The organism is Inquilinus sp. Marseille-Q2685 (genome assembly GCF_916619195.1).
Taxonomy (GTDB): domain Bacteria; phylum Pseudomonadota; class Alphaproteobacteria; order DSM-16000; family Inquilinaceae; genus Inquilinus.
This window is the reverse complement of the sequence record NZ_CAKAKL010000002.1, coordinates 1,714,713-1,739,366: the sequence shown is the minus strand read 5'-3', so window position 1 is coordinate 1,739,366 and position 24,654 is coordinate 1,714,713. Positions and strand designations below refer to the sequence as shown.

Sequence of the window (24,654 nt, the reverse complement as noted above, 5' to 3'; positions counted from 1 at the left end):
TTCGCGTCCCGCCCCCGCATCCGACTCGCCGCAAGGCGACGCAGGGCGTAGGGGGTGTGAGAGATCCGGGCTAGACCTCCAGCAGCACCGACCCGCTGGTACGGCCGGCCTCCAGCGCCCGGTGGGCTTCCGCCGCCTCGGCCAGGGGGTAGACCGCGCCGATCAGCGGCCGCAGCCCGGCCTCGACCTCGGCCAGCACCTCGGCCGCGGCGCGGGGATAGACCACCGGGTCGGGCAGGTAGTGGCGCAGCACGCTGGGCCGGGCCAGGGCGATCGACCGCGCGGGTCCCAGCTCGCCGACATCGATCGTGGGCAGGCCGCCGCCGACCTGGCCGAGGCTGGCGATCAGGCCGTAGGGCGCCATGGCGTCGAAGGTCCGGAGCAGTGTGTCGCCGCCGACGCCGTCGATCGCCATGTCGGCGCCGCGCCCGCCGGTCGCCTCGCGCACCGCGGCGACGAAGTCGGTCTCGCGGTAGAGGATCGCGTGGTCGACGCCATGCGCCTTCGCCACCCCGGCCTTGCGGGCGTCGCCGACCGTGCCGATCACCGTGGCGCCGCGCCGCTTGGCCCATTGCGTCGCGATCACGCCGACGCCGCCGGCCGCGGCCTGGATCAGCACCGTGTCCCCGGGGCGCAGCGGCCGCACCCGCTCGAACAGCATATGGGCGGTCAGGCCGCGCACCAGCACCGCGGCGGCGACGTCGAAGCCGATGCCGTCGGGCAGGCGGATGGCGCGCTCGGCCGGCAGCAGCCGGCGTTCGGCGTAGCTGCCGGCGGGCAGCCCGGCATAGGCGATGCGGTCGCCCTCGCGGAAGCCGGTCACGCCCGGGCCCACCCGCTCCACCGTGCCGGCGCCTTCGACGCCCAGCCCGGCCGGCAGGGCCGGCTGACCGTAGAGGCCGGTGCGGTGGTAGATGTCGACGAAATTGACCCCGGCGAAGCGCTGCCGGACCAGGATCTCGCCCGGACCGGGCTCGGCCAGGGTGACGGTGTCGAGCGACAGCGCCTCCGGCCCGCCGGTGGCGTGGATGCGGATGGCGCGGGTGGTGGTGGACATGCGGCCTCCTCGGTTCGGTCGGGCGAAGATGGATCCGGTATGATCCGTTCGGAAGTCCGGGAATTCGCACGAAATCCGTGCAAAGATGCACGGATGGAATGGGGTGATGTCCGCTACTTCCTGGCCCTGGCGCGGGCCGGCTCGCTGTCCGCCGCCTCGCGCCGGCTGGGCGTCGAGCACACCACCGTGGCCCGGCGGGTCGATGCGCTGGAGGCGGCGCTTGGCACCCGGCTGTTCGACCGGCTGCCGCGCGGCTGGCGCCTGACCGCGGAGGGCGAACGCCTGGTCGAGGACGCGGCGCGGCTGGAGGAGGAGGCGCTGGCCTTCGTCCGGCGCGCCGCCGGCGGCGCCGGGGTTGCCGGGCCGGTCACGGTCTCGGCCCCGCCATTCCTGGCCAACCACTTCGTGGCGCCGCGTCTCGGACCGTTCCTGGCCGCCCATCCCGGCATCGTGCTGACCCTGATCGGCGAGAAGCGGGCGGCGCTGCTGGGCCAGCGCGAGGCCGACCTGGTGCTGCGCCTGTCGCGGCCGACCGAGCACGGCGCCGTGGCCCGCCGCGTCGGCACCATGGCCTTCGGCCTCTACGCCGCGCCGTCCTATCTGGAAGGCCGGCGGCCGGAGGACTGGGTGTTCCTGGGCGACGACGACTCCTCGGGCGAGCTGCCGCAGCATCGCTGGATGCTGGCCTTCGCCGGGCCGCGGCCGCTGGTGCTGCGCAGCAACGACATGACCACGCTGCTCACCGCCGCCCGCGCCGGCATCGGCATCGCCGCCTTGCCCTGCTTCGTCGGCGAGGCCGATGCGGGCCTCACCTGCGTCGAGGCCGACCGCGAGGGGGGCGGCAGCCGCGAGATCTGGATCGGCATCCATGAGGACCTGCGCCGCTCGCCCCGGATGCGGCTGGCGATGGACGCCATCGCCGCGATCTTCGCCCGCGAGCGCCGGCTCCTCGAGGGAGCCGGCGGATAGTCGCAGTTACGCCCCCGTCGCGGCCCGCAGCGCCTGGTCGAGGTCGGCGATGATGTCGCCGACCGATTCCAGGCCGATCGACAGGCGGATCACCTCCGGCCCGGCGCCGGCGGCGCGCAGCCCCTCCGGCGTCAGCTGGCGGTGGGTGGTCGAGGCCGGGTGGATGATCAGCGAGCGGGCGTCGCCGATATTGGCCAGGTGGCTCAGCAGCTCCACGCCCTCGACCACCTTCACGCCGGCGTCGAAGCCGCCTTTGACGCCGAAGGTGAAGACGGCGCCGGCGCCGCGCGGCAGGTACTTCTTGGCCAAAGCGTGGTACTTCGAGCCCGGCAGGCCGGCATAGTTCACCCACTCCACCGCCGGGTGGGTGGACAGGAACTCCGCCACCTTCTGCGCATTCTCGATGTGCCGGTCCATCCGCAGCGACAGCGTCTCGATGCCCAGCAGGGTCAGGAAGGCGTTCAGCGGCTGCTGGTTGGTGCCGAGGTCGCGCAGGCCGACCGCGTGGCCGTAGAAGGTGTAGGCCAGGTCGCCGAAGGTCTCGAAGAAGCGCAACCCGTGATAGCCCGGCTCCTCGGCGGTCAGCCCCTTGAACTTGTCGGACTGGGCCCAGTTGAAGCGGCCGGAATCCACCACCACGCCGCCGACCGAGGTGCCGTTGCCGGACAGGAACTTGGTGGTGGAGTGGACGACGATGTCGGCGCCGTGCTCGATCGGCCGGCACAGATAGGGGGTGGCCATGGTGTTGTCGACGACCAGCGGCACGCCGAGGTCGCGCGCCACCGCGGCGATCGCCTCCAGGTCGCTGACCACGCCGCCCGGATTGGCCAGGCTCTCGACGAAGATCGCCTTGGTCTTGTCGTTGGCGGCGCGGCGGATGGTCTCCGGATCGTCGGCATCGACGAAATGGGTGGTCCAGCCGAAAGCGCGCCTGAAGCTGTTGCCGAGCTGGTTGATCGACCCGCCATAGAGCTTGTTGGCGGCGACGATCTCGGCCCCCGGCTCCATGAAGGGGAACAGGGCCAGGAGCTGGGCGGCGTGGCCGGAGGAGGTGGCGATCGCACCGACGCCGCCCTCCAGCGAGGCCATCCGCTCCTCCAGCACCGACACGGTCGGGTTGGTCAGGCGGCTGTAGATGAAGCCCAGCTTCTGCAGGTTGAACAGCGAAGCGGCGTGGTCGACATCCTCGAACACGTAGGAGGTGGTCTGGTAGATCGGCGTCTGCCGCGCGCCGGTGGTCGGGTCGGGCCGTGCGCCGGCATGGATCGCCAGCGTCTCGAAGCCCGGGCCGCCGCTATTCTCGGACATGATCCTCACCCTCTTTTCTGGATCTTCGACGAAATCACGCGCGACGAGGTGCCCATCCAGCTCAGCTCGCCGTTCAGCCGCGCCCATTCGATCTTCGGGCAGCGGTTCATCACCACCTGGATGCCGGCGGCTTCCGCCTTCGCCGCGGCGGCGTCGTTGCGCACGCCGAGCTGCATCCAGATCACCTTGGGCCTGACCGGCAGGGCCAGCGCCTCGTCGACCACCCCGGCCGCGGCCTCGCTGTTGCGGAAGATGTCGACCATGTCGACCGGCTGCGGCACGTCGGCCAGCCGGGCGTAGACCGTCTCCTTCAGGATGGCCTGGCCGGCCACGCCCGGATTGACCGGGATGACGCGGTAGCCCTTGCCCTGCAGATAGGTCATGGCGAAGTAGCTGGGCCGGTTCCAGTTCGGGCTGGCCCCGACCATGGCGATGGTCTTCACCCCGCGCAGGATGCCGCGCAGATAGGCGTCGTCGTAGCGCTCGTGGTCCATCCCGGCCTCAGCACCCCTGCCAGACGGGCGGTCGCTTCTCGATGAAGGCGTCGATGCCCTCCTCGGCGTCGCGGGCCAGCATGTTCCGCACCATCACCTCGCTCGCATATTCATAGGCGCCCTGCAGCCCCATCTCGGCCTGCTCGTAGAAGGCCTCCTTGCCGATCGCCAGGGTCAGCGGCGACTTCTCCGCGATCTGGCGGGCCAGGGCCATCGTCTCCTCGGCCAGCCGCCCGGCCGGCACCACGCGGTTGACCAGGCCCAGCTCGCGCGCCCGGTCGGCGGTCACGGCGTCGCCGGTCAGCAGCATCTCCATCGCCGGCTTGCGGCCGACGGCGCGGGACAGGGCGACCATGGGGGTGGAGCAGAACAGGCCGATATTCACCCCCGGCGTGGCGAAGCGTGCCTCCTCGGCCGTGACGGCCAGGTCGCAGGTCGCGACCAGCTGGCAGCCGGCCGCGGTCGCCATGCCCTGGACCTGGGCGATCACCGGCTTGGGCAGCCGGGTGATCGCCAGCATCAGGGCCGAGCACTGGGCGAAGATCCGTTCGTAATGCTCGCGGCTCGGGTCGCCGCGCAGCTCCTTCAGGTCGTGGCCGGCGCAGAAGGCCGGGCCGGATGCCGCCAGCACCACGACCTTGACGGATTCGTCCTGGCGGATCGCCTGCAGCTCGGTCTCCAGCGCCAGCATCAGGGCCAACGACAGGGCGTTGCGCGCCGCCGGGCGGTTCAGGGTCAGCACGGCGACGCCGTCGGCATCCTGCCGCAGCAGCGGGACGTCCTTCGCCGGGAAAGCGGCGGGCAGCGGGTCGGCGGACATGGCGGTTCCTCGGGTCCGGTCGGTGCGGCACGCACTCTACCCCGATGCCCGGCGGATGAAACAGACGTCTTCCCGATCCTGCCGCCACGATGCCCGGCCGAGAGCGACGGCCTCGCCTACGTCCCAGGGCCCTTCCACAGCAGCGGCCGCGGCGTGAACCCGAGCTGCGCCTTGGCCCGGCCGTTGGATGCCCCGGTCAGGCGCGTGTGGTAGTAGACGGCCTCTTCGCCGATGGTCGCCAGCGCGTCCTCCACGCCGATCCGCGGCGGCTCCGGCGCATCGACCCAGCGGGCGAAGGCCGGCAGCCATTCGGCGACGGGCAGCGGGTCGTCATCGACGATGTTGTAGACGCCCGGATCGGCCGTCAGCGCGGCGACGGTCGCCGCGACCGCGTCGTCGATATGGACGAAGGACCAGACCGCGTTGCCGTTGCCGATGATCCTCGCGTCGCCCCTGCGGACCTGATCCGCGATGGCCCCTTCCGGCCGGTACCAGGTGCCGGGGCCGTAGAAGAAGCCGTAGCGCAGGACGACCCCGGCCATCGACGGCGCCGCGAGCACCCGGCCCTCGTACTCGCCCATGACGCGCGTGCTCTCGCCGACATCGCCGGGCGCATCGGCCCTGAAGCCGGCACTTTCGTCGGCGAGCCGGCCGGCGGGTGCATCCAGGAAGAAGCCGCGGGACTGCATGATGTAGCGCCCGACGCCCAGCTCCCGCGCCGCGGCGAGGAGGTTGCCGCCGCCCTCGCGATGGAGCCGGGTGTCGTCCGGCAGGGACTTGACGATGTCGGCGGGATCGGCCGGCAGCCACGTCAGCTGGTCGATCACGACATCCGGCCGGGCCGCCGCGATCGCGGCCCGCACGGCCTTCGGGTCGAAGGCATCCGCGAAGGATGCCGCGGCCCCCAGCTCGCGCAGCCGGTCCACGCCCCGGCCGGCGCGGATCATGCCGGTCACCTGGTGGCCGAGCGTGCACAGCGCGCGCACGAGCGGCAGGCCGACGGCGCCGGTGGCGCCTGCAACGAAGATCCTCACGAGCACCTCCCTGTCACTGGGCGGCCAGGACGGCCTGCGGCGTGTTGCGGAAGCTGATCGCCATACGATTGTAGGCGTTCATCAGGCCGATCGCGATGGTGAGGTCGACCAGCTCCCGCTCCTCGAACACCGTGCGTGCGGCCTCATAGGCCGCGTCTGGCACGCCGGTCTCGGAGACGCGGGTCACCGTCTCGGCCCAGGCCAGGGCGGCGCGCTCCCGCCCGTCGAACAGGGGACCGGCTTCCGCCCAGGCCTGGACCAGCGCCAGCTTCTCGATCGGCTGCCCCTTCTTCAGCAGGTCGCGCATATGCATGTCGAGGCAGTAGGCGCAGTTGTTGATCTGCGAGATGCGCAGATAGACCAGCTCCACCAGCGTCGCGGGCAGGCCGCTCTGCATGACGTAGCCGTAGACGCCGCCGAGGGCCTTCACCCCTGCCGGCGCGATCTGGTTGTAGTCGAGACGCTTGCTCATCCGTTCGCACTCCTCGCCAAGCGGGATTACTGGACCGGGGTGGTCAGGACCGTGTCGTCGGTGTCGACGACGAAGACGGCGAGCAGCCTGGCCGGCCGGGTTGCGCTCGCATTGCGGCTGACGGGATGGCTGGACCCCGGCGCTTCGTAGAAGCTCTCGCCGGCGCGGTAGACCCGGACGGGCTCGTCGTTCACCTTGGACTCGATCTCGCCCGAGAGGACATGGCCGTAGATGAACGCCGACTTGGCGTGGATGTGGGACGGCGAAGCCCCGCCCGGCGCATAATCGACGATCAGGGCGACCAGCGACTTGCCCGGGATGTTGGGGATCGCGTGCTCGAAATTCGTCGTGACGGTCTCGCCCGTGGCCTGGGCCGCGGCGGTCGTGGCGGCATCGCCCGGGCCGTGGGCCGCAGCCGGCGCCGCGACGGCAAGAGAGGCGGCGATGACGATGGATCTGATGAACATGGCGGGGTTCTCCTTTCCCCCGCCAAATTGATCCCTTGCTGGGTCAGGAATAAGCACCAGGAATCGACAAAAGTCGTGTACCACGGGCCATGGCAAAGCCTCTCTCCCTGCAGCTCGACCGATCCGCGAAGACGCCGCTGACGGAGCAGATCCGCAAAGGGATCAGTGCGGCGATCGAGAGCGGCGTGCTCGCGCCCGGCGCGCGCCTGCCGTCCTGGCTGGACCTGGCGGCGCAGCTCGGCGTGGCCCGCGGCACGGTGCGTTCGGCCTATGAAAGGCTGTCGGACGACCAGCTCATCGTCGCCTCGCGCGCGACCGGCACCCGCGTCGCGGCCCGGCCCGCTCGTCCCGTCCGGAAGGAGCCGGCGCCCGATCCCGGGTCGTTCATGGAGATGTATCGCGAGCTCACGGCCGGGCCGGCGATCTTCCAGATGGGCGTGCCCGCGCAGGAGACCCTGCCCGCCAAGCTCCTCGCCAGGATCCGTGCACAGGCCATCCGCGCGGAAGCAAGCGCCCCGGCCATCTATCCGGATCCGCGCGGCGAGTTCGAGCTGCGGCGGGAGATCGCCGCCTATCTCGCGGTCGCGCGCGGCATCGAATGCTCGCCCTCCCAGGTCATCGTCACCGCCGGATACAGCAGCGGCCTCGGGCTGGCGCTGCGGGTGCTCGGCCTCGAGGGGCGCAAGGCCTGGATGGAGGATCCCGGCTTCCCGTTCACCCGGCATGGGCTGGAGCTGGCGCGGCTGGCGATCGTGCCGGTCCCGGTCGACGCCGACGGCATCGATGTCGACCACGGCCTGCGGCACGCTCCCGATGCGGCGCTGGCCGTCGTCACCCCGGGCCAGCAAGCGCCGCTCGGCACCGCCCTGTCGCTGGCCCGGCGCCTGCGCCTCCTGGAATGGGCGGCCCAAGACGGCGCCTGGGTGATCGAGGACGACTATCTGGGCGAGCTGCAGCTGAAGGGGCGGGCCACGCCGGCCCTGGCCTCGCTCGACCGGGCCGGGCGCGGGATCCATATCGGCTCCTTCAGCAAGACCATCAGCCCGACCTGGCGCCTGGGGTTCGTGGTCGCCCCCGCGCCGCTGGCGTCAAGGTTCGCCGAGGTCGCCGCGTGCCTCGCCCCGGCACCCGGGCCGGGCATCCAGCTCGCGACCGCGGCGTTCATGCGCGAGGGCCATTACCTGCGGCATCTCCGGCGGACCAAGCGCCTCTATGCCGCCCAGCGCGACGCCCTGCTGGACTGCCTTCGGCCGCGCGCCGGGGAGGTCACGGTCGCCGGGCTGGCCGCGCTGCTTCCGCTGCCGGCCGGCGCGCCGGACCTGACCATCGCCCGGGAAATGCTGGCCTTCGGACTGGCGCCCATCCCGCTGTCGCTCTGGTACGCGTCGCCGGCCTCGGCACGATCCGGCCTGCTGCTGGGAATCGCGACGGCGCCGCAACGGCACCTCGCGCGATCATGCGACCGCCTCTGGAGCGTCATCGAACGCTTCGCCTGAGGAGCCATCTTGCGGCTGTCCCCGCGGATCGAGCCTGGGCATCGATCGCCGGCCGGGATACCTTGACGGTCGAAACCCAGTCGCCGGGGCCGGATGGATCGATTCGATGCGATGCGGGTCCTGCTTGCGGTGGTCGAGGCTGGCAGCCTGTCGGCCGGCAGCCGGAGGCTGAACGCCCCCTTGCCCAGCGTCAGCCGCAAGGTCGCCGATCTCGAGCGGCATCTCGGCGCCAACCTCATCATCCGCACCAACCGCAACCTGCAGCTCACCGATGCGGGGCGCGACTATGTCGACGCCGCCCGGAAGATCATGGCGGACCTTGAAGAGGCCGAGCGCCGGGCGTCCGGCGAGTATCAGGCGCCGCGCGGCACGCTGACGATCACGATGCCCGTGGAGTTCGGCAGCCGCTACGTGCTGCCGATCGCGCTGGACTTCATGGACCGGCACCCGGACGTGACCTTGAACCTGCTGTCGCTGGACCGCTCCGTTCACCTGGTGAACGAGCAGGTGGACATCGCCATCCGGCTCGGCGATCTCCCCGACAGCTCCCTCTATGCCGTCAAGGCCGGCGAGTTCCGCCTGCTGACCTGCGCCAGCCCGGCCTATCTGGAACGGCACGGCGCGCCCGAACACCCCACCGACCTGTCGAGCCATCACGGCATCATGTTCAACAACCGGTCGTTCTTCTGGTCGTTCACCGTCGACGGCGAGCAGATCGAGGTGGCACCCCCGGGCCGGATCGAGGTCAACACCGCGGCCAATTGCGTCGCCGCGGCACTGGCCGGCGTCGGCATCGCGCGTCTGTTCGACTATCAGATCCCCGGGGAGCTGTCCTCCGGCGCGCTCGTGCCGATCCTGACGGAGTACGGCGGCGAGCCGAGGCCGATCCACATGATCTATTCGCGCCAGGGGCTTGTCACCCTGAAGGTGCGTGCCTTCATCGACTGGGCCCTGCCGCGGCTGCGGGCGGCCAGCAGCGGTTATGGGCGCAGCGATCCGGCAGGGTCGCTTCCGTAGCGCTGCGCCGGCTCAGTTGACCAGGCGGTCGACCTGCGTCTACAGGCGCGGGCCGAGCAGCAGGATGGCGGGAATGACGATCACATAACCGGTGCCCCAGGAGCGCAGCCATGTCAGGGCGAAATCCTCCGAGAAGCCCAGGTTGAGCGCCAGAAGGACGAAGGAGATGATCCCCGTCGTCACGACGCCCATCGACAGGGCGAAGGCGATCTTCCGTTTCGTTTGCGTGTTCATGTCTCCCTCACGGGCGGCCGGCTGATGCCGGTGGGACCAGCCTGCCGTCGTTGAACCCGACGTTCCCGATCCGGCGGTTGGCCGGCACCGAATATCGCGCATCGCGTCTCCCGGCTGGAGAGCGGGAATGCGAGAGGCTGGCTCTCATTTTCTCCGGGTACGGGCTCATCCCCGGTAAGCCCAGATCTTCGCCGTTCATGGCAGCCCGAGACCGGGCCTGCCGACACGCAGGATCAAGGAGCATTGAGATGTCGAAGCTTGCCATGATCACGGCCCTCGGATTGGCCGCGACCGCCCTTCTGACGGCGGCGGGACCGGCGGTCCGGGCCGAAACGCCGAGCGCCGGGCCGACGCAGTATCTTCCGCTCCGGACCGAGCCCGAACCGAAGCTCCATGTCGACCCGCCCCTCGCCGAGCCGCTCGTCGGCAGGAGAACGGCCATCATTCCGTACCGGACGGAGAACTTCCGGATCCTGCCGATCTTCGGCGTCGGCGCGAGCGACGTGTCGCCGCGGGCAGGCCACCTGCATGTCACGGTCGATGACCTGCCCTGGCACTGGGCCGACGCTGGCGGCACGGGCGCCATCGTCCTGGCGGGACTCCCGGCCGGCGAGCACAAGGTGCTGATCGAGATCGCCACCCCCGAGCACCATGTGATCTCCGGCAAGGCGGTTTCGTTCACGGTCCCGGCGGCCCCCGGGCAGCACCACTAAGGCGGCGCATGCGGGAGCTTGCGGCGGCCGCCGCGCTCCGCCCTACTGGCGGAAACCGGAGGGGAGGGCGGCGATGCAGCCGGCGATCGAGGCCGAGGTGATGGAGGCGATCATCCGCGAGGGCGTGCCGCTGATCGGCGCCTTCGGCGTGACGGTCGCGGCGCTGGGGGCCGGCACGGCGACGCTGGTGATGCCCTGCCGCGAGGATTTCGTGCGGCCGGGCGGCACCATCACCGGCCCGGCCCTGTTCGGCCTGGCCGATGTCGCGCTGTACGCCGCAGTGCTCAGCCGGATCGGCCGGGTCGAGCTGGCGGTCACCACCTCGATGGCGATCACCTTCCTGCGCCGCCCGGCCCTGGTGCCGGTGATCGCGGAGGCCCGCCTGCTCAAGCTCGGCAAGCGCCTGGCCTATGGCGAGGTGCTGCTGTTCTCGGAAGGCGAGGACGAGCCGGTGGCCCACGCCACCGGCACCTACTCGATCCCGCCGCGCAGATGAGGCCCGCTACAACACGAAGTCTCCGGCCTTGAGGGCGATGACCCCGGTCAGCGCGATGTGGAAGTCTGAGACGCCGTCGCCGTTGATGTCGCCCCCGATGACGGTGGTGTTGCCGGACGTGGCATAACGCAATTGCCCGGCGACATGGCCGAAGGCGGCCGTGCCGATGAAGCTGAAGGCCTGGTCGCCGGCGGTCGCCGACCTGGCATCGATGGCCGACAGGTCGATCCTGTCGCCTTGCGACCGGCTGAAGTCGGTGATCCGGTCGGCGCTGGCGCCGACACCGCTGTGCGATCCGGCGGAGAAGGCGAAGCGGTCGGCCCCGGCGCCGCCGGTCAGGACGTCCCGCCCGGCCCAGCCGTTCAGCACATTGGCAAGGCTGCTGCCGGTGATGGCATCGGCGCCGCCCGAGCCGACGGCGTTCTCGACGCTCGTGTAGATGTCCCCGAACGCCTCGCCGGACGACCCGACCCGGGTGCCCAGATTGACCGTGACGCCGGCGGCCGCGGTCGCGTAGGAGGCTGTGTCCAGCCCCGCGCCGCCGTCCAGGGAATCGGCGCCGGCGCCGCCGCGCAGGATATCGTTCCCGCCGAAACCGCGCAGCGTGTTGGCGCCGCCGTTGCCGGTCAGCAGATCCGCGCCCTGGCTGCCGTTGAGGTTCTCGATGCCGACATAGGTGTCGCCCTGGGCATAGCCGCCCGCGCCCTTGCCGGTCGCGAGGTTGGCGGTGACGCCCGTGCTGCTCTCCGAATAGGTCGCGATGTCGGCGCCGTTGCCGCCCTCCAGCCGGTCGGCCCCCGACCCGCCCCGCAGGATGTCGTCGCCGTCGAAGCCATAGAGCCGGTCGCTGCCGGCCATGCCCCACAGGGTGTTGTCGCCGGATCCGCCGGCGATGTAGTTGGCGAGGGCATTGCCCGTGCCGGACAGGTCGCCGTATGTCAGCACCAGGTTCTCGATGGCCCCGAACCCGACGAGCGAAAGCGAGACGGAACTCTCGATCCCATCGATGCCGCCGTCGGCATACTCCCTGATATCATCGAGAAACACGCCGGTCGGGGAGAAGTCGACCGCGCCGACGACATAGACGTCGCCATCGGCACCGCCGTTGAGGTAGTCGACCCCGGCGCCGCCGGTCAGCCGGTCGGATCCGGCGTCGCCATCGAGCCGATCGTCGCCTGCACCGCCGGCGATCGTGTCGTTGCCCTCTTCACCGGAGCAGTAGTCCTGGCCATCACCGGCATCGAGCGTATCGTTTCCGTCGCCGGCCCGGAGATCATCATCTCCCGAACCGCCGTAGATCGTGTCGTCGCCCAGGGCTCTGCGATCGACGAAATCGTCACCCGAACCGCCGTCGATATAGAATCTGCCGTCCCCATAGGCGCCGAAATAGTCGTTGCCAGTCCCGCCGTAAATAGAACTGGTCAGGCCGGTAGAGACGGCGTGGCTGATGGAAATGTAGTCGTCCCCGGCGTCTCCGGAGTACGTTCCATTTTCGCCCCGAGCATCGTAGATGTAGTCGTCTCCGTGGCCGCCGGAGAGCTGGTCATTGCCGCTGTAGCCGTCGATATGGTCGTCGCCGTATCCGCCATAGAGTTTGTCGTTGCCGTCATTGGCGTCGCCATAGGAGGTGCCGCCATCCAGGTCGTCGTCGCCATAGCCGCCATAGATCGTGTCGTCGCCGAGGTCGCCGTAAAGAGTATCCTCGCCGTAGCCGCCATCGATCAGGTCGGCGCCGGAATCGCCCCGCACGAAATCGTTGTCGCCATAGGCGTAGATCTGATCGTCGCCGATCGTTCCGTTTATGGTGTTCTTTTCGCCGTCGCCATAGATCGCCATGTCAGCCTTCCTGGTTGATCTGAACTTGCCGCGGATATCGAGTAGGGTACCGCTGGCCGGCCGCGGCGGCGTCGTACGAACGGCGGATGTGTGCGGGCAGGGGTGGCGTTACTGTACGGGTTTCGGGTTCGCAGGGATCCGTCGGAAGAATGGGCGGGGCGATCGGGGCATCTAACCCCCGGCCAGGTTATGGCGGGCCGGCCACAATCCGGGCCCGAGGATTGCCCTGATCCGCTCGTCTTGTGGCCCCTTTCCAGGGGGCATTCGGGGCGAGCATGTTGGCGGAGGCGGTGTCCGGAGCGGTCGAGCGGATCTATGACGCGGCCCTGCGGCCGGAGGGATGGACGGACGGCCTCGACGCCGTACGCAAGCTGGTCGGGGCCGGACACGCGGTGCTGCTGACCCGGGAGGCGGGACGGCCGGCCGCCGGCCTCGCCGTCGGTGTCGACCGCGATCCTCTGGACCGGCTGGTGGACGCGGCCGGCAGCGGCGGCCCGGCGGAGGCCTGGCTGCGGGCGATCCCGGCGGGGCGGGTGGTGGCGTCGTCCAGCCTCATGGCCGATGCCGACTTCCTGCGGACCGAGATGTACAACGAGATCGTCCGGCCGATGGACGGCTTCCGCGCCGGCGTCTTCGCTTGGCACGGCCAGGTGCGGTCGCACACCGTCGCGGTCTGCCGGCCGCCCCGGCTCCGGGATTTCGCGCCGGCGGAGCTGCAGGCGCTGCAACTGGTGATGCCGCATTTCGCGGCGGCGCAGCGCCTGCGCCGGCGGCTGGCCGCCAGCGAGCTGCTGGCGGCGGAGAGCCGGTCGGTGCTGGAGGCGCTGGACAGCGGCGTGATCCTGGTGGATTCCGACTGCCGGCCGCATTTCGTCAACGGGCGGGCGGCGGAGATCGCCCGGCGGCATCGCGGCCTGCGGCTGGCCTCGGCCGGGGTGGCGGCGGCGCTGCCCGCCGAGACCGCCTTCCTGCGCCAGCTGGTGGCGGCGATGTCCGCGATCGTGGCGCGGCCGGCCGACGCCGCCCTGCCGCGATCCGCCGCCGCCGCCTCGGCCCGGCTGTGCCTGACGGATCCGGAGGGCGGCGCGCCCCTGGTGCTGACGGTCGTGCCCGTCACCGCCGTCGACCCCGTGGACGGGCGCTGCGGCCCCGCGCGGGCGGCGATCTTCCTGGCGGCGCCGGACGCCGCCCGGTCGGTCGACGAGCGGGCGCTGGTCGCCGCCTTCGGCCTGACCGCGCGGGAGGCGGAGGTGGCAGCGCGCCTGGCCTCCGGCGCGACCATCGGCGGCCTGGCGGAGGAATGGGGCATCAGCGCCAACACCGTCCGGGGCTATCTCAAGGCCGTGTTCGACAAGACCGGCACCCATCGCCAGGCCGATCTGGTCCGGCTGGTGATGCAGGGCTTCGCCGCGGCGTAATCCGGCTATAGTGCGGAACGCCAGCGATCCTGCGGCCTACGGGGAAGGTATTTAAATACCGTTCCGCTAAGTCGCTGTCGTGTCTCTGCTTTTTTCCATTGACGCCGGCGGGCCGGGCGCGTAGACAGCCGCGTCTCGCCGGGGCCCCTCTCAAGGGGCTTCCGGCGGCATCCGTTCCCGACCCTCGATCAAGGGCCCGTCATGAAGACATATTCCGCCAAGCCCGCCGAGGTGGAGAAGAAGTGGATCGTGGTCGACGCCGACGGCGTCGTTCTCGGTCGGCTCGCCAGCATCATCGCGATGCGCCTTCGCGGCAAGCACAAGACCACCTTCACCCCTCACGTCGACACCGGCGACAACGTCATCGTCGTCAATGCCGAGAAGGTCCGTCTGACCGGCAACAAGCGCCAGGACAGCATCTTCTACTGGCACACCGGCTATGCCGGCGGCATCAAGGGCCGGTCGAAGGGCCAGATCCTCGACGGCGCCCATCCGGAGCGCGTGATCGAGAAGGCGGTCGAGCGCATGATCACCCGCGGGCCCCTGGGCCGGAAGGTCATGGGCAACCTCAAGGTCTATGCCGGCCCGGCGCACCCGCACGAGGCGCAGCAGCCCGAGGTGCTGGACGTCGCTGCCATGAATCCGAAGAACAAGAGGTAAGGCCGTGGCCGATCTGCAGTCCCTCTCCGATCTGAAGCCGACCCTCGAAGGCGCCGTGGCCGAGGCCGCGCCGGTCGAGCCGAAGCGCGACGCCCAGGGCCGCTCCTACGGCACCGGCCGCCGCAAGGACGCCGTCGCCCGCGTCTGGATCAAGCCCGGCACGGGCAAGGTCACCGTCAACGGCCGCGACCAGGAGGTCTACTTCGCCCGCCCGGTGCTGCGCATGCTGCTGCAGCAGCCGTTCCTGGTGTGCGACCGGACCAACCAGTTCGACGTCATCTGCACCGTCACCGGCGGCGGCCTTTCCGGCCAGGCCGGCGCGGTCCGGCATGGCCTCAGCCGCGCCCTGGTGGCCTATGAGCCGGCCCTGCGCGGCGCGCTGAAGGCGCACGGCTTCCTCACCCGCGACCCGCGCGTGGTCGAGCGCAAGAAGTACGGCAAGGCCGGCGCCCGCCGCAGCTTCCAGTTCTCCAAGCGCTGATCCGGACCGTTTCGGATCCATTGTTCGGCAAGGGGCGCCCTCGGGCGCCCCTTCGTCGTTTTGCGGGCCGTCTTCGGGGCGAGGGCGTGGTCGCGACCAGGGTCGGTGTCACCACGGCCGGGCTGGCCGGTCCGGCCGGGGCGGGGGCGGCGACGGTGGTCGCCACGGTCGGGATCACCGCCGGCCGGGTCGGCTCGATGGCGGTGACGCCGGCGAAGCGGCGGCCGTAATCGCTGATCCGCACGCCGTTGTCGTCAGCCGGGTCGTAGACGCCGGCGGTGGCGAGGAAGCGCTCGGTCCCGTCAGGGCCGCCCAGATGCATCATCGCGCGCAGCCCGTCCCAGGTGATCGGCACCCCGGCGACATAGCCGCCGATCCGCCGGTCCAGCCCGCGCTGGGCGATCTCGCGGTCGAGATGGGCGAGGTGCAGACGGAAGGCCGCGACCTGCGCCGCCGGCGTGTCCAGGAAGTCGCCGATCGACCGGACCCCGGGATAGCCCGGGATGTGAAAGGTGCCGCGCCAGCGGTTGCGGGTGTCCTCCGCCGTCAGCGGCTCGCCAGGGTCATAGATGCCGGCGATCGCCGCCGCCGATTCGCCGAGCTGGAACAGCCCGGCATAGCCGCCCTTGTTCATCTGCAGCGGATCGCGGCTGCTCTCGGCCGCGGCCAGGAGGTCGGCGAAGGCGTGGTCGCTGGAATGCGGGATGTCGGCCGGGATGTCCGGGCCGAGCGAGATCGCGGGGCCGACCGGCGGGATCGAGACAGCCAGATCCGGCGCCGGGGGATTCTTCGCCGGCGCGGCCGTCATCAGCAGGCTGCCGGCGACGATGGCCAGCACGGCGTTGCGTCGCGATGAGGTCATCCGATCGCCGCTCTGGTGAATCCGCGGGCCGCATGGTGCCGGCCGAAGCCAGGCGAGGCAAGCATACTTTGCCCGATGGGGCGGAATGACTCAGCCCCGACCGCCCGGGCTGACCACCTTGACGAAGCGCACCGGCCCGCCTTCCGCCCGGTAGGCATAGGGCCGGTCGCTGGCCAGGCGCAGCGCGTGGCCGGCGGGGGCGGCGAGGGCGGCGCCGTCGACCTCCAGCACCAGCGTGCCCTCCAGCACCCGGATCAGCTCGACCGTCCCGGCCGGGTCCGGGGCGGCGTCGTAGCGGGCGCCGGCTTCGAGCGTCCAGTCCCACAGCTCCGCGCGGCCGCCGGAGGCCAGCAGGCGGGCGCTGCCGGCCTCGGACTGCCACATCGTCGCGAACTCCCCGGGCGGGATCACCCGCGCCGGCACCGCGGCCTCGCCGCCCACCAGCTCGGCGAAGCCGATGCCGAGCGCCGCGGCGATCTCCGCCAGCGTGGCGATGCTCGGGGTGGGTTCGGCTTTCTCGATCAGCGCCAGCATGCGAGGCGACACGCCGCTGCGCTCGGCCAGCGCCGCCTGGCTCAGACCGCGCCCCTGGCGCTCCTGCCGCAGCCGCAGGGCGATCCGCTGCAGCACCTCATGCGACGATGTCATCGGTCTTGAGCTCGCATCTTGTTGCCGATCGAGATGTAATATATTGCAGTGCTCATGGCGACGGATTTCGGGGATGCGGCGATGACCTTCCAGCCTTTCGAGCTCGAGCAGTGGCAGTCGGAATGGGAGCACACGGTCGAATACAACCTGGCCGACAGCTCGGTTCGCTGCGCCCCGGTGCGCGAGGTGCTGGGGCCGGACTCGGTCGACCGGCTGCTTGACCAGGTGCTGTTCTATCCGCAGGTGAACGGCACAGACGCGCTGCGGGCGCGGATCGCCGGGCTCTATGACGGCGCCGCCGCCGACCAGGTGCTGGTCACGGCCGGTGCGTCCGAGGCGAACCAGGTCCTGTGCCAGGCGCTGCTGTCGCCGGGCGACGAGATCGTGGTGATGGAGCCGGGTTACCGCCAGGTCTGGGGCATCGCCCGCAATCTCGGCTGCACGGTGAAGAGCTTTCCGCTGCGGCCGGAGGAGAACTGGCGGCCGGACCTCGACGCGCTGGAGGCCGCGGTCGGGCCGCGCACCCGGATGATCGCGATCGTCAACCCGAACAACCCGACCGGCAGCATCCTGACGGCGGAAGAGGCGGCGCGGATCACCGCCATCGCCGCCAGGGCCGGCGCCTGGCTGCATGTCGACGAGGTCTATCGCGGCACCGAGCGGCTGGCCGACACGGAGACGCCGAGCTTCTGGGGCGGCTACGAGCGCACGGTGGTGGTCGGCAGCCTGTCCAAGGCCTACGGCCTGGCCGGGCTGCGCGTCGGCTGGCTGGTGGGGCCGAAGGAGCTGGTCGAGGCGGCGTGGCGCCGGCACGAATACGTCGTCATCGCCACCGCCGGCCCGTCGATGCTGCTGGCCGAGCTGGCGCTGGAGCCGGCGACCCGCGCCCGGCTGGTGGCCCGGCAGCGCGAGCTGTCGCGCCGCGGCTGGGAGGGGCTGGAGCGCTGGATCGGCGCCAATGCCGACCTGGTCTCGGCGGCGCCGCCGGCGGCCACGGCGCTGGGCTTTGTCCGCGTCCATCTCGACCTGTCCTCGGTCGCGGTAGCCGACGCCATCCGCCGCCGATCCTCGGTGCTGGTGGCGCCGGGCGCGTATCTCGGCGCCGAGCATCACCTGCGCATCACCCATGGCTACGAGCACGCCCCGGCGGCGCTGGACCGGATCGCGACGGTGCTGCGGGAGCTGAAGGCGGGCTGAGGCGTCCCGCAAATATCGGCCATGACCGCGTTGCCGGTTCGGCCTCGGCCCGGGATGTGTTAAGTGATCGCTGACTGATCTCTTTCCGAGGGCAAGGCGATGCCGGCGACGGTGTTCATCGATGGCGAGGCTGGAACGACGGGGCTGCAGATCCGCGACCGTCTGGCCCGCCGCGCCGATGTCGAGATCGTCAGCCTGGCCGACCATGAGCGCAAGGACCCGGCGGCGCGCCGGCGGCTGCTGAATTCGGTCGACGCCGCCATCCTGTGCCTGCCCGACGACGCCGCGCGCGAGGCGGTGGCGATGGTCGAGAACCCGGATGTCCGGGTGATCGACGCCTCGACCGCCTATCGCACCGCGGAAGGCTGGACCTACGGCTTCCCGGAGCTGGCGCCCGGCCAGGCCGAGGCGGTGGCGAAGTCCAAGCGCATCTCCAACCCGGGCTGCTACCCGACCGGCGGCATCGCCCTGCTGCGGCCGCTGATCGACCGCGGGCTGGTGCCGGCGGAGTATCCGGTCACGGTCAACGCGGTCAGCGGCTACACCGGCGGCGGCAAGAGCCTGATCGCCCGCTACGAGACCGAGCACAAAGGGGCGCCCTTCTATCTCTACGGGCTGAAGCTGGCGCACAAGCACGTGCCGGAGCTGCAGCGCTGGTCCGGCCTGGCGCATGCGCCGATCTTCGTACCCTCGGTCGGGCGTTTCGCCCAGGGCATGCTGGTGTCGCTGCCGCTGCCGCTGTGGTCGCTGCCGAAGCAGCCCTCCGCCGCCGATCTGCATGCGGCGCTGGCCGAGCACTATGAGGGCCAGGCCTTCGTCTCGGTCGCGCCGCTGGCCGACAGCGAGGCGGCGGCGGAGCTGGAGCCCGAGGCGCTGAACGGCACCAACCAGCTGCGCCTGTTCGTCTTCAGCAACGCCAAGGAGCGGCAGGCGCTGCTGGTCGCGCAGCTCGACAATCTCGGCAAGGGGGCGTCGGGTGCGGCGGTGCAGAACCTGAACCTGGCGCTGGGCCTGGCCCCGACCGCCGGGCTGCTGCCGGCGCGGCCGCAGGCGGCCTGAGCCGATGGCCGCGGGCGCGGTGATCCTGCCCTATCGCAACAAGCAGCCGCGGATCGCGCCGGACGCCTTCATCGCGCCCGGCGCGGTGGTGATCGGCGATGTCGAGATCGGGCCGGGCACCAGCGTCTGGTTCGGCTGCGTCATTCGCGGGGACATGCAGCCGATCCGCATCGGCGCCCGCAGCAACATCCAGGACGGCACGGTGATCCATGTCGCCTCGGCCGACGGGCCGACCCATATCGGCGACGACGTCACCATCGGCCATATGGCGCTGATCCATGCCTGCACGCTGGAGGACCGCAGCTTCGTCGGCATGAAGGCCTGCGTCATGGACCGGGCGGTGGTGGAGAGCCGCGCCATGGTCGCGGCCGGGGCGCTGCTGACCCCCGGCAAGCGCGTGCCGGCCGGCCAGCTCTGGGCCGGCAGCCCGGCCCGCTTCGTGCGCCCCCTGACTGACGAGGAGCACGAGCATCACCGCAAGCTGGCGGAGGGCTATGTCGCACTCGGCGTCGAATACCGCGCCAATGTGGTTCTGGATGCGGGGACGGCTCTCTAGCCGTCAGTCCTTTAGCGCCGCCAGGCTGGCCTTGTAGGCCAGCACGCGCTGCCGCATCTTGCGCGGCCGCGGCATCATCCAGCGCTTGTGCAGCCACAGCCACTGTTCGGGCCGGGCACGGACCCAGCCCTCGACCACCTCGTTCAGCGCGATCGTCGCCGCCTCGATATCGGCCTTGCGGTCGCCGCTGCGCGGCATCGACAGCGGCGGCTCGAACACCGCGCGGTAGCGGGCGCCGGCCAGGCGCTCGATCCGCACCGGAATGACGTCGCAGCCGAGGTGGTAGGCCATGGCGACCGCGCCGGGCGAGGTCATGGCGTCATGGCCCATGAAGGGCACCTTCAGCCCGCCATTGTAGCGCTGGTCGACCATCATCCCGAGCACGCCGCCGGCCCGCAGCACCGACAGGGCGCGCTTGGCGTCCGAGCCCTCCATCCGCTTCTCCAGCAGGATGGTGCCGACCGAGCTGCGGATGCGGTGCAGCAGCCGGCCGACCAGCGGGTTCTTCGGCGGCCGGGCGATGGCGGTGAAGGGCACGCCGTGATTGGCGGCGACCGCGGCCCCGACCTCCCAATTGCCGAAATGGCCGATCGCCATCACCACGCCCCGGCCGCCCTCGCGGGCGGCCAGGAAATGCTCGATGCCCTCGACCTGGACGCGGCGGGGCCGCCGGGCCTCGCTGCGGCGCAGCCGGCCGAGATGCGGGAACTCGGCGATCACCCGGCCGAGATTGTCCCACATGCCGCGGACCACGCGCTCGCGATCGGCGGGGGACAGTTCCGGCATCACCAGCCGCAGATTGGCATCGGCCCGGCGCGAGGCGCCGAGGCGCGGCCCGAGGGTGCGGCCGACCCAGCCGCCCAGGCCGGAGGCGGCGTCGAGCGGCAGCGCCCGCATCAGCCCGTAGAGAGCGTAGAGGCCGGCCGCCTGCGTGGCCGCGGCGGCGTGCCGGCGGCCATGGCGCCGCAGCTGCTTCCGGAGGCGCCGCATGCGCGCCGTCCAGCCCGGCTGGGCCGGTTCCGAAGAATGGGTTGTGCGGAAAATGGGATGCCTCGGTTTGCTGGGGCCCGGTTCTCGAGCGGTCCGCGGCGGCGTTCGTTGGAGCCTACTCGTGGCATGAACGTCTTTCCGGCGCCAGATGTTTCGTGTTTCCGGATATTTCTCTCAAAATCGGTGAGGCCGCGCATGCGGCCTTGCGCCCGACAGGCAAGGGGCCATATCACGGCGGCCCAGCCCGAAAGGAGAGGCCAATGAAGAAGCCCCTGCCGAAGGCCGGGCCGAAGCGGCGCGATCCGCACGCGCTGATCGCCCGCCGGCTCGGCCACAAGATCGTCCCGTCCGGCAAAGTCTACAGCCGCAAGGACAAGCACCGAAGCCCCCGCCGACCGGACGGGGGCTTCGGCATTTCGGGGGTGACGCAGGACACAAGCAGCGCGGGACGGGCGGGTTAGGTTATCCTGGGTGGGTCACAGGAGGATCGGGTCATGGGCCTTCACGACAGCCGCGGCGTTCCGGTCTCGACCGCCAGCCGCGCGGCGCTGGACCGGTACGAGGCCGCCCTCGACCGGCTGCACAGCTATTTCCGCGACCCGCTGGCCGAGATCGAGGCGGCCCTGGCTGAGGATCCGGGCTTCGTCATGGGCCACTGCCTGCGCGGCACGCTGATGGCGCTGGCGACCGAGAAGGCGGCCGAGGCGCCGCTGCGGGAGAGCGTCGAGGCGGCGGAGGCGCTGGCGGCCGGCGCCAATGAGCGCGAGCGCGGCCACATCGCGGCGCTGCGGGCCTGGCTGGAGGGCGATTTCTCGGGGGCGGTCGACGCCTGGGGCCGGGTGGCCGAGGCCTGGCCGCGCGACGGGCTGGCGCTGCAGGCGGCCCATCTCGGCGATTTCTATCTCGGCCACACGCGGCTACTGCGCGACCGCATCGCCCGGGCGCTGCCGGGCTGGGACGAGGCGGTGCCGGGCTACGGCTACGTCCTCGGCATGCACGCCTTCGGCCTGGAGGAGACCGGCGACTACCGCGCCGCCGAGGCGACCGGCCGCCGCGCCGTGGCGCTGCAGCCGCGCGACCCCTGGGCGATCCACGCCGTCGCCCATGTCATGGAGATGCAGGGACGGCTGCCGGAGGGCGTCGACTGGCTGACCGGCCGCACCGGCGACTGGGCGCCGGACAACATGTTCGCCTTCCACAACTGGTGGCATCTCGCCCTCTACCATCTCGACCTCGGCGAGACCGGCACGGTGCTGCGGCTCTATGACGAGGCGATCCGGCCGCAGCCCTCGCCGCTGGCGCTGGAGACGCTGGATGCGACGGCACTGCTGTGGCGCCTCCATCTCCGTGGGGTCGATGGCGGCGGCCGCTGGGCCGAGTTGGCCGACACCTGGGCGCCGATGGCCGAGGACGGCTACTACGCCTTCAACGACATGCACGCGATGATGGCCTTCGTCGCCACCGGTCGCGACGCCGATGCCGACCGGCTGCTGGCGGCGCAGGCCCGCAGCGTGGCGGCCGGCGGCACCAACGCGGCGATGACGGCGGAGGTCGGCCTGCCGGTGTGCCGGGCGCTGCGCGCCTTCGGCGCCGGCGACTACGGCATGGTGGTCGAGCTGCTGGCGCCGGTGCGGGCGGTGGCGCACCGCTTCGGCGGCAGCCACGCCCAGCGCGACGTGCTGAGCCTGACCCTGGTCGAGGCCGCGCTGCGCGGCGGGCAGGCGGATCTCGCCCGATCCCTGGCGGCGGAGCGCACCGAGGCCAAGCCCGGCAGCCCCTTCAACTGGCGCCTGTCTGCCCGTGCCCTGCGGCTGGCGGGGGACGAGGCGGGGGCTGCGGCGGCGGAGCAGAGAGCCGGCGCGTAGGTTGGGTTCGCTGCGGCGAACCCAACATCCCGCAGCCCGAGCCATAGTTGGGTTCGCGGGCGCGAACCCAACCTAAGAAGCTTGCAATGACGGACGGGAAGCTCATTCCTCCCGGAACGGCTTCAATCTCAGCTTGGTCTGGTGCTGCGGGGCGGGCGTCCCGTTAGTGTCCAGGCCACGGTAGTAGCCCTTCTGCCACTTCGCCTCATTGGCCTCGGTGCCGGGCACGGCGAGGTCGGCCAGGAAATCGGCACGGCCCCGGTGGAAGGCCCAGTAGCGGGCTTCGAGCAGCGGGTCGTCGGCCAGCGGGCGGAACTCCGGCTCCACCGCCTCGACCGCGTCCCGTGCCAGCGGGAAGAACAGGCAGAAGGGCTCGCCGGCCGCGAACTCGACCAGGTGGTTCGGCCGGGTGAAGCGCCAGTTCATCGTGAAGCCGTAGGGCGACCAGTCGGTCTCGACCACGCCGGTCAGGGGGGCGATGCCGTCCTTCGGCGCGTTGGTTGGGCCGGAGACCCAGAGGTTGAAGCCCGGCTCGGTGCGCAGCAGCAGGGGCACGTGGAAGGTCAGGATGCCGCTGCCGAAATGCCCGACCGCCGGGGCCGGGCCATCACCTTCGGCCTCGACCCGCACCGATTCCGGCGCCGTGCCGCCGTCCCACCAGACCCGGATCGGGCTCGGGCACAGGATCTCCCAGCCATGGGCGTTGGCGATGTTGAGCGGCAGGCAGCGATAGGCGAAGCCCTCCGGCGTCGCCGACATCCAGTCGCGCGTGGCCGGGGCCGGCCGGATCTCGGGATGCGGCCCGCCGATGGTGTAGGCGATCAGCTTCATGGCGAGGATGGTAGCGGCGGCCGGCCGCGGCGACGACCCTGTTGGTAGCGTCCCAATTGTCCGACTAAGATCCTCGCCGACTCAAACCGGGAGGAACCATGCGCCTGCTCGCCGCCGCTCTGCTGCTCGTCCTGCCTGCCGCCGCCGCGACCGCGGCGGACCGCGTCGACACGCTCGACGCCGTGGCCAAGGCCGGGGTGCTGAAGGTCTGCACAACCGGCGACTACAAGCCCTTCACCTATCTCGACCCGGCCAAGGGCGAGTACGAGGGCATCGACATCGACATGGCCCGTGACCTGGCCGCGGCGCTCGGGGTGAAGGCGGAGTTCGTCAAGACCAGCTGGAAGACGCTGATGGCGGACTTCACCGGCGGCGCCTGCGACATGGCGATGGGCGGCATCAGCGTGACCTTGCAGCGCCAGAAGCAGGCCTTCTTCAGCATCCCGATCGATGTCGACGGCAAGACGCCGATCACCAGATGCGAGAATGTCGAGAAGTTCCAGACGGTGGAGCAGATCGATCAGCCCGGCGTCACCGTGATCGAGCCGCCGGGAGGTACCAACGAGGCCTTCGTGCGCGAGAAGATCAAGGCGGCGACGATCACCATCTTCCCGGACAACACCAAGATCTTCGACGAGATCCTGGCCGGCCGGGCCGATGTGATGATCACCGACGCCAGCGAGTCCCGGCTGCAGCAGAAGCTGCGCCCCGGCCTGTGCGCCGTGCATCCCGACCAGCCCTTCACCTTCGCCGAGAAGGCCTATCTGCTGCCGCGCGGCGACGTGGTGTTCAAGGCCTTCGTCGACCAGTGGCTGCATCTGCGCCTGCACGACGGCAGCCACGCGAAGTTCAGCGCGGCGTGGATGGGGTAGGGGAGAGAGGCGGCGGCCCCGGGCCGCCGCGCCGACCGGCTATTGGCCGCGCAGCCGGGTCATGGTCTTGATCGGGCCGCGGGGATTGCCGGACATCTCGGCGATCTTGCGGTCCTGGGCCTCGATGAAGGCGCGTGCCGGGGCGTCGCCGTCCAGCCCGTCGGCCTCGGAGCGGGGAACCTTGCGGTTCGAGCTCAGCGTTCCGTCCTGGTAGACGATGTTGAACAGCACGAAGCCGCTGTCGTTGGGTTGCTTCTTGGTCCGGGCCATGTCGGCACTCCGGTGACGGGTCGGGTCAGGACGGCTCGGTCTCGTCGTCCCGGGGTGGCGCGTCGCTCTCCTGGGCGGCCTTGCGGCGCGCGGTCTCTTCCTCGCGCTTCTGCAGTTTCTCCTGCTTCTTCTGTTCCTTGGCGCGGTTTCGCTCGCTGCGCTGCTGATTGTAGTTCGGCTTGAACGGCATGGCGGCCTCCTTCTGACGCGATGCGTCCGCATCGCTGCTTGTCACAAGAAAAGGAGCGCCCGACGGCGCGGGCGCTCCTGATCCGCTCCACGACCGAAGGCTCAGACGGCCTTCAGGTTCTCCGCCGAGGTCTTGCCGCGCTTCGGGTCGCGCTGCTCCTCGTAGGAGATCTGCTGGCCTTCGTTCAGGCCGCGCAGCCCGGCGCGTTCGACGGCGGAGATGTGGACGAAGACGTCCGGGCCGCCGTTCTCCGGCTGAATGAAGCCGAAGCCCTTGGTGCTGTTGAACCACTTCACGGTGCCGATCGGCATCGCTTTTCCTCCAGTTGAGGGGTGGCGCCGC

Annotated in this window: 30 protein-coding genes; 14 read left to right on the top strand and 16 right to left on the bottom strand. The window is 70.9% G+C overall.

Going from position 1 to position 24,654, the window contains the following annotated elements; all coding sequences use genetic code 11:
- Nucleotides 1-70 precede the first annotated feature (70 nt).
- Complete coding sequence (locus LG391_RS17255; RefSeq protein ID WP_225769233.1) at nt 71-1,057, bottom strand: quinone oxidoreductase; 987 nt, start codon at nt 1,055-1,057, stop codon at nt 71-73.
- Between the two features lie 93 nt (nt 1,058-1,150).
- Here LG391_RS17255 and LG391_RS17250 point away from each other — a divergent pair, with 93 nt between their 5' ends.
- Nucleotides 1,151-2,026 (top strand): LysR family transcriptional regulator, encoded by an 876-nt coding sequence (locus LG391_RS17250; protein ID WP_225769232.1) that lies wholly within the window; start codon nt 1,151-1,153, stop codon nt 2,024-2,026.
- 6 nt (nt 2,027-2,032) lie between these two features.
- On the opposite strand, the gene LG391_RS17245 is transcribed toward LG391_RS17250, so the two are convergent.
- The 6 genes from LG391_RS17245 to LG391_RS17220 form a co-directional block, all read right to left on the bottom strand.
- Nucleotides 2,033-3,334, bottom strand: coding sequence for an O-acetylhomoserine aminocarboxypropyltransferase (locus LG391_RS17245; protein ID WP_225769231.1), 1,302 nt, complete (start codon nt 3,332-3,334; stop codon nt 2,033-2,035).
- A gap of 5 nt (nt 3,335-3,339) precedes the next feature.
- A complete protein-coding gene (locus tag LG391_RS17240; protein ID WP_225769230.1) occupies nt 3,340-3,828 on the bottom strand; it encodes a CoA-binding protein in 489 nt (162 codons plus the stop codon).
- Nucleotides 3,829-3,835: 7 nt separating this feature from the next.
- Nucleotides 3,836-4,648, bottom strand: coding sequence for an enoyl-CoA hydratase (locus LG391_RS17235; RefSeq protein WP_225769229.1), 813 nt, complete (start codon nt 4,646-4,648; stop codon nt 3,836-3,838).
- 116 nt (nt 4,649-4,764) lie between these two features.
- On the bottom strand, nt 4,765-5,682 hold the full coding sequence (locus LG391_RS17230; RefSeq protein WP_225769228.1) for an NAD(P)-dependent oxidoreductase: 918 nt from the start codon (nt 5,680-5,682) through the stop codon (nt 4,765-4,767).
- 13 nt (nt 5,683-5,695) lie between these two features.
- Complete coding sequence (locus LG391_RS17225; RefSeq protein WP_225769227.1) at nt 5,696-6,154, bottom strand: carboxymuconolactone decarboxylase family protein; 459 nt, start codon at nt 6,152-6,154, stop codon at nt 5,696-5,698.
- A gap of 26 nt (nt 6,155-6,180) precedes the next feature.
- Nucleotides 6,181-6,621: a cupin domain-containing protein gene (locus tag LG391_RS17220; protein ID WP_225769226.1), complete on the bottom strand. Its 441-nt coding sequence runs from the start codon at nt 6,619-6,621 to the stop codon at nt 6,181-6,183.
- An 89-nt stretch (nt 6,622-6,710) separates the two neighbouring features.
- On the opposite strand from LG391_RS17220, the gene LG391_RS17215 reads away from it, so the two are divergent.
- Both LG391_RS17215 and LG391_RS17210 read left to right on the top strand, forming a co-directional pair.
- Nucleotides 6,711-8,117 (top strand): PLP-dependent aminotransferase family protein, encoded by a 1,407-nt coding sequence (locus LG391_RS17215; protein ID WP_225769225.1) that lies wholly within the window; start codon nt 6,711-6,713, stop codon nt 8,115-8,117.
- A gap of 111 nt (nt 8,118-8,228) precedes the next feature.
- Nucleotides 8,229-9,134 carry a LysR substrate-binding domain-containing protein gene (locus LG391_RS17210; protein WP_255646677.1) on the top strand — a complete coding sequence of 302 codons (906 nt, stop codon included), beginning with the start codon at nt 8,229-8,231 and terminating at the stop codon, nt 9,132-9,134.
- A gap of 39 nt (nt 9,135-9,173) precedes the next feature.
- Here the strand turns inward: LG391_RS17210 and LG391_RS17205 are convergent, their stop codons facing one another.
- On the bottom strand, nt 9,174-9,368 hold the full coding sequence (locus LG391_RS17205) for a DUF2798 domain-containing protein (RefSeq protein ID WP_225769223.1): 195 nt from the start codon (nt 9,366-9,368) through the stop codon (nt 9,174-9,176).
- Between the two features lie 248 nt (nt 9,369-9,616).
- On the opposite strand from LG391_RS17205, the gene LG391_RS17200 reads away from it, so the two are divergent.
- Nucleotides 9,617-10,081, top strand: a complete 465-nt coding sequence (locus tag LG391_RS17200) for a DUF6130 family protein (RefSeq protein WP_225769222.1) — start codon at nt 9,617-9,619, stop codon at nt 10,079-10,081.
- Nucleotides 10,082-10,154: 73 nt separating this feature from the next.
- Complete coding sequence (locus tag LG391_RS17195) at nt 10,155-10,577, top strand: PaaI family thioesterase (RefSeq protein ID WP_225769221.1); 423 nt, start codon at nt 10,155-10,157, stop codon at nt 10,575-10,577.
- A 6-nt stretch (nt 10,578-10,583) separates the two neighbouring features.
- Here the strand turns inward: LG391_RS17195 and LG391_RS17190 are convergent, their stop codons facing one another.
- On the bottom strand, nt 10,584-12,413 hold the full coding sequence (locus tag LG391_RS17190; protein WP_225769220.1) for a calcium-binding protein: 1,830 nt from the start codon (nt 12,411-12,413) through the stop codon (nt 10,584-10,586).
- Between the two features lie 290 nt (nt 12,414-12,703).
- Here LG391_RS17190 and LG391_RS17185 point away from each other — a divergent pair, with 290 nt between their 5' ends.
- The 3 genes from LG391_RS17185 (at nt 12,704) to rpsI (ending at nt 14,972) form a co-directional block, all read left to right on the top strand.
- Nucleotides 12,704-13,831 carry a helix-turn-helix transcriptional regulator gene (locus LG391_RS17185; RefSeq protein ID WP_225769219.1) on the top strand — a complete coding sequence of 376 codons (1,128 nt, stop codon included), beginning with the start codon at nt 12,704-12,706 and terminating at the stop codon, nt 13,829-13,831.
- A 201-nt stretch (nt 13,832-14,032) separates the two neighbouring features.
- Nucleotides 14,033-14,491: a 50S ribosomal protein L13 gene (rplM, locus tag LG391_RS17180; RefSeq protein WP_225769218.1), complete on the top strand. Its 459-nt coding sequence runs from the start codon at nt 14,033-14,035 to the stop codon at nt 14,489-14,491.
- 4 nt (nt 14,492-14,495) lie between these two features.
- The gene (gene rpsI / locus LG391_RS17175; RefSeq protein ID WP_304608500.1) at nt 14,496-14,972 is read left to right on the top strand and encodes a 30S ribosomal protein S9; all 477 of its coding nucleotides are present in this window, start codon (nt 14,496-14,498) and stop codon (nt 14,970-14,972) included.
- On the opposite strand, the gene LG391_RS17170 is transcribed toward rpsI, so the two are convergent.
- Both LG391_RS17170 and LG391_RS17165 read right to left on the bottom strand, forming a co-directional pair.
- Nucleotides 14,890-15,834 carry a hypothetical protein gene (locus tag LG391_RS17170; RefSeq protein ID WP_225769217.1) on the bottom strand — a complete coding sequence of 315 codons (945 nt, stop codon included), beginning with the start codon at nt 15,832-15,834 and terminating at the stop codon, nt 14,890-14,892. The genes rpsI and LG391_RS17170 overlap by 83 nt on opposite strands.
- Nucleotides 15,835-15,924: 90 nt before the next feature.
- On the bottom strand, nt 15,925-16,482 hold the full coding sequence (locus tag LG391_RS17165; protein WP_225769216.1) for a helix-turn-helix transcriptional regulator: 558 nt from the start codon (nt 16,480-16,482) through the stop codon (nt 15,925-15,927).
- Between the two features lie 81 nt (nt 16,483-16,563).
- On the opposite strand from LG391_RS17165, the gene LG391_RS17160 reads away from it, so the two are divergent.
- From LG391_RS17160 to LG391_RS17150, 3 genes are all read left to right on the top strand, one after another.
- Nucleotides 16,564-17,679: an aminotransferase class I/II-fold pyridoxal phosphate-dependent enzyme gene (locus tag LG391_RS17160; protein ID WP_225769215.1), complete on the top strand. Its 1,116-nt coding sequence runs from the start codon at nt 16,564-16,566 to the stop codon at nt 17,677-17,679.
- A gap of 99 nt (nt 17,680-17,778) precedes the next feature.
- On the top strand, nt 17,779-18,738 hold the full coding sequence (argC, locus tag LG391_RS17155; RefSeq protein ID WP_225769214.1) for an N-acetyl-gamma-glutamyl-phosphate reductase: 960 nt from the start codon (nt 17,779-17,781) through the stop codon (nt 18,736-18,738).
- Nucleotides 18,739-18,742: 4 nt separating this feature from the next.
- Nucleotides 18,743-19,294 carry a gamma carbonic anhydrase family protein gene (locus LG391_RS17150; RefSeq protein WP_225769213.1) on the top strand — a complete coding sequence of 184 codons (552 nt, stop codon included), beginning with the start codon at nt 18,743-18,745 and terminating at the stop codon, nt 19,292-19,294.
- A gap of 3 nt (nt 19,295-19,297) precedes the next feature.
- Here LG391_RS17150 and LG391_RS17145 read toward each other — a convergent pair whose 3' ends face one another.
- Nucleotides 19,298-20,284, bottom strand: coding sequence for a lysophospholipid acyltransferase family protein (locus LG391_RS17145; RefSeq protein ID WP_225769212.1), 987 nt, complete (start codon nt 20,282-20,284; stop codon nt 19,298-19,300).
- Nucleotides 20,285-20,544: 260 nt separating this feature from the next.
- On the opposite strand from LG391_RS17145, the gene LG391_RS17140 reads away from it, so the two are divergent.
- Entirely contained in the window at nt 20,545-20,745 is a 201-nt protein-coding gene (locus LG391_RS17140) for a hypothetical protein (RefSeq protein WP_225769211.1), read from the top strand.
- Nucleotides 20,746-20,778: 33 nt separating this feature from the next.
- Nucleotides 20,779-22,149 carry a tetratricopeptide repeat protein gene (locus tag LG391_RS17135; RefSeq protein WP_225769210.1) on the top strand — a complete coding sequence of 457 codons (1,371 nt, stop codon included), beginning with the start codon at nt 20,779-20,781 and terminating at the stop codon, nt 22,147-22,149.
- 102 nt (nt 22,150-22,251) lie between these two features.
- Here the strand turns inward: LG391_RS17135 and LG391_RS17130 are convergent, their stop codons facing one another.
- Nucleotides 22,252-22,980, bottom strand: a complete 729-nt coding sequence (locus tag LG391_RS17130) for a DUF6065 family protein (RefSeq protein WP_225769209.1) — start codon at nt 22,978-22,980, stop codon at nt 22,252-22,254.
- A 98-nt stretch (nt 22,981-23,078) separates the two neighbouring features.
- On the opposite strand from LG391_RS17130, the gene LG391_RS17125 reads away from it, so the two are divergent.
- Nucleotides 23,079-23,852, top strand: coding sequence for a transporter substrate-binding domain-containing protein (locus LG391_RS17125; protein WP_255646674.1), 774 nt, complete (start codon nt 23,079-23,081; stop codon nt 23,850-23,852).
- A 39-nt stretch (nt 23,853-23,891) separates the two neighbouring features.
- Here the strand turns inward: LG391_RS17125 and LG391_RS17120 are convergent, their stop codons facing one another.
- The 3 genes from LG391_RS17120 to LG391_RS17110 all read right to left on the bottom strand — a co-directional run bounded on the left by LG391_RS17120 (nt 23,892) and on the right by LG391_RS17110 (nt 24,623).
- On the bottom strand, nt 23,892-24,122 hold the full coding sequence (locus LG391_RS17120; RefSeq protein WP_225769208.1) for a hypothetical protein: 231 nt from the start codon (nt 24,120-24,122) through the stop codon (nt 23,892-23,894).
- 25 nt (nt 24,123-24,147) lie between these two features.
- A complete protein-coding gene (locus tag LG391_RS17115) occupies nt 24,148-24,312 on the bottom strand; it encodes a hypothetical protein (RefSeq protein WP_225769207.1) in 165 nt (54 codons plus the stop codon).
- A 101-nt stretch (nt 24,313-24,413) separates the two neighbouring features.
- A complete protein-coding gene (locus LG391_RS17110; RefSeq protein WP_026873756.1) occupies nt 24,414-24,623 on the bottom strand; it encodes a cold-shock protein in 210 nt (69 codons plus the stop codon).
- Nucleotides 24,624-24,654 lie beyond the last annotated feature (31 nt).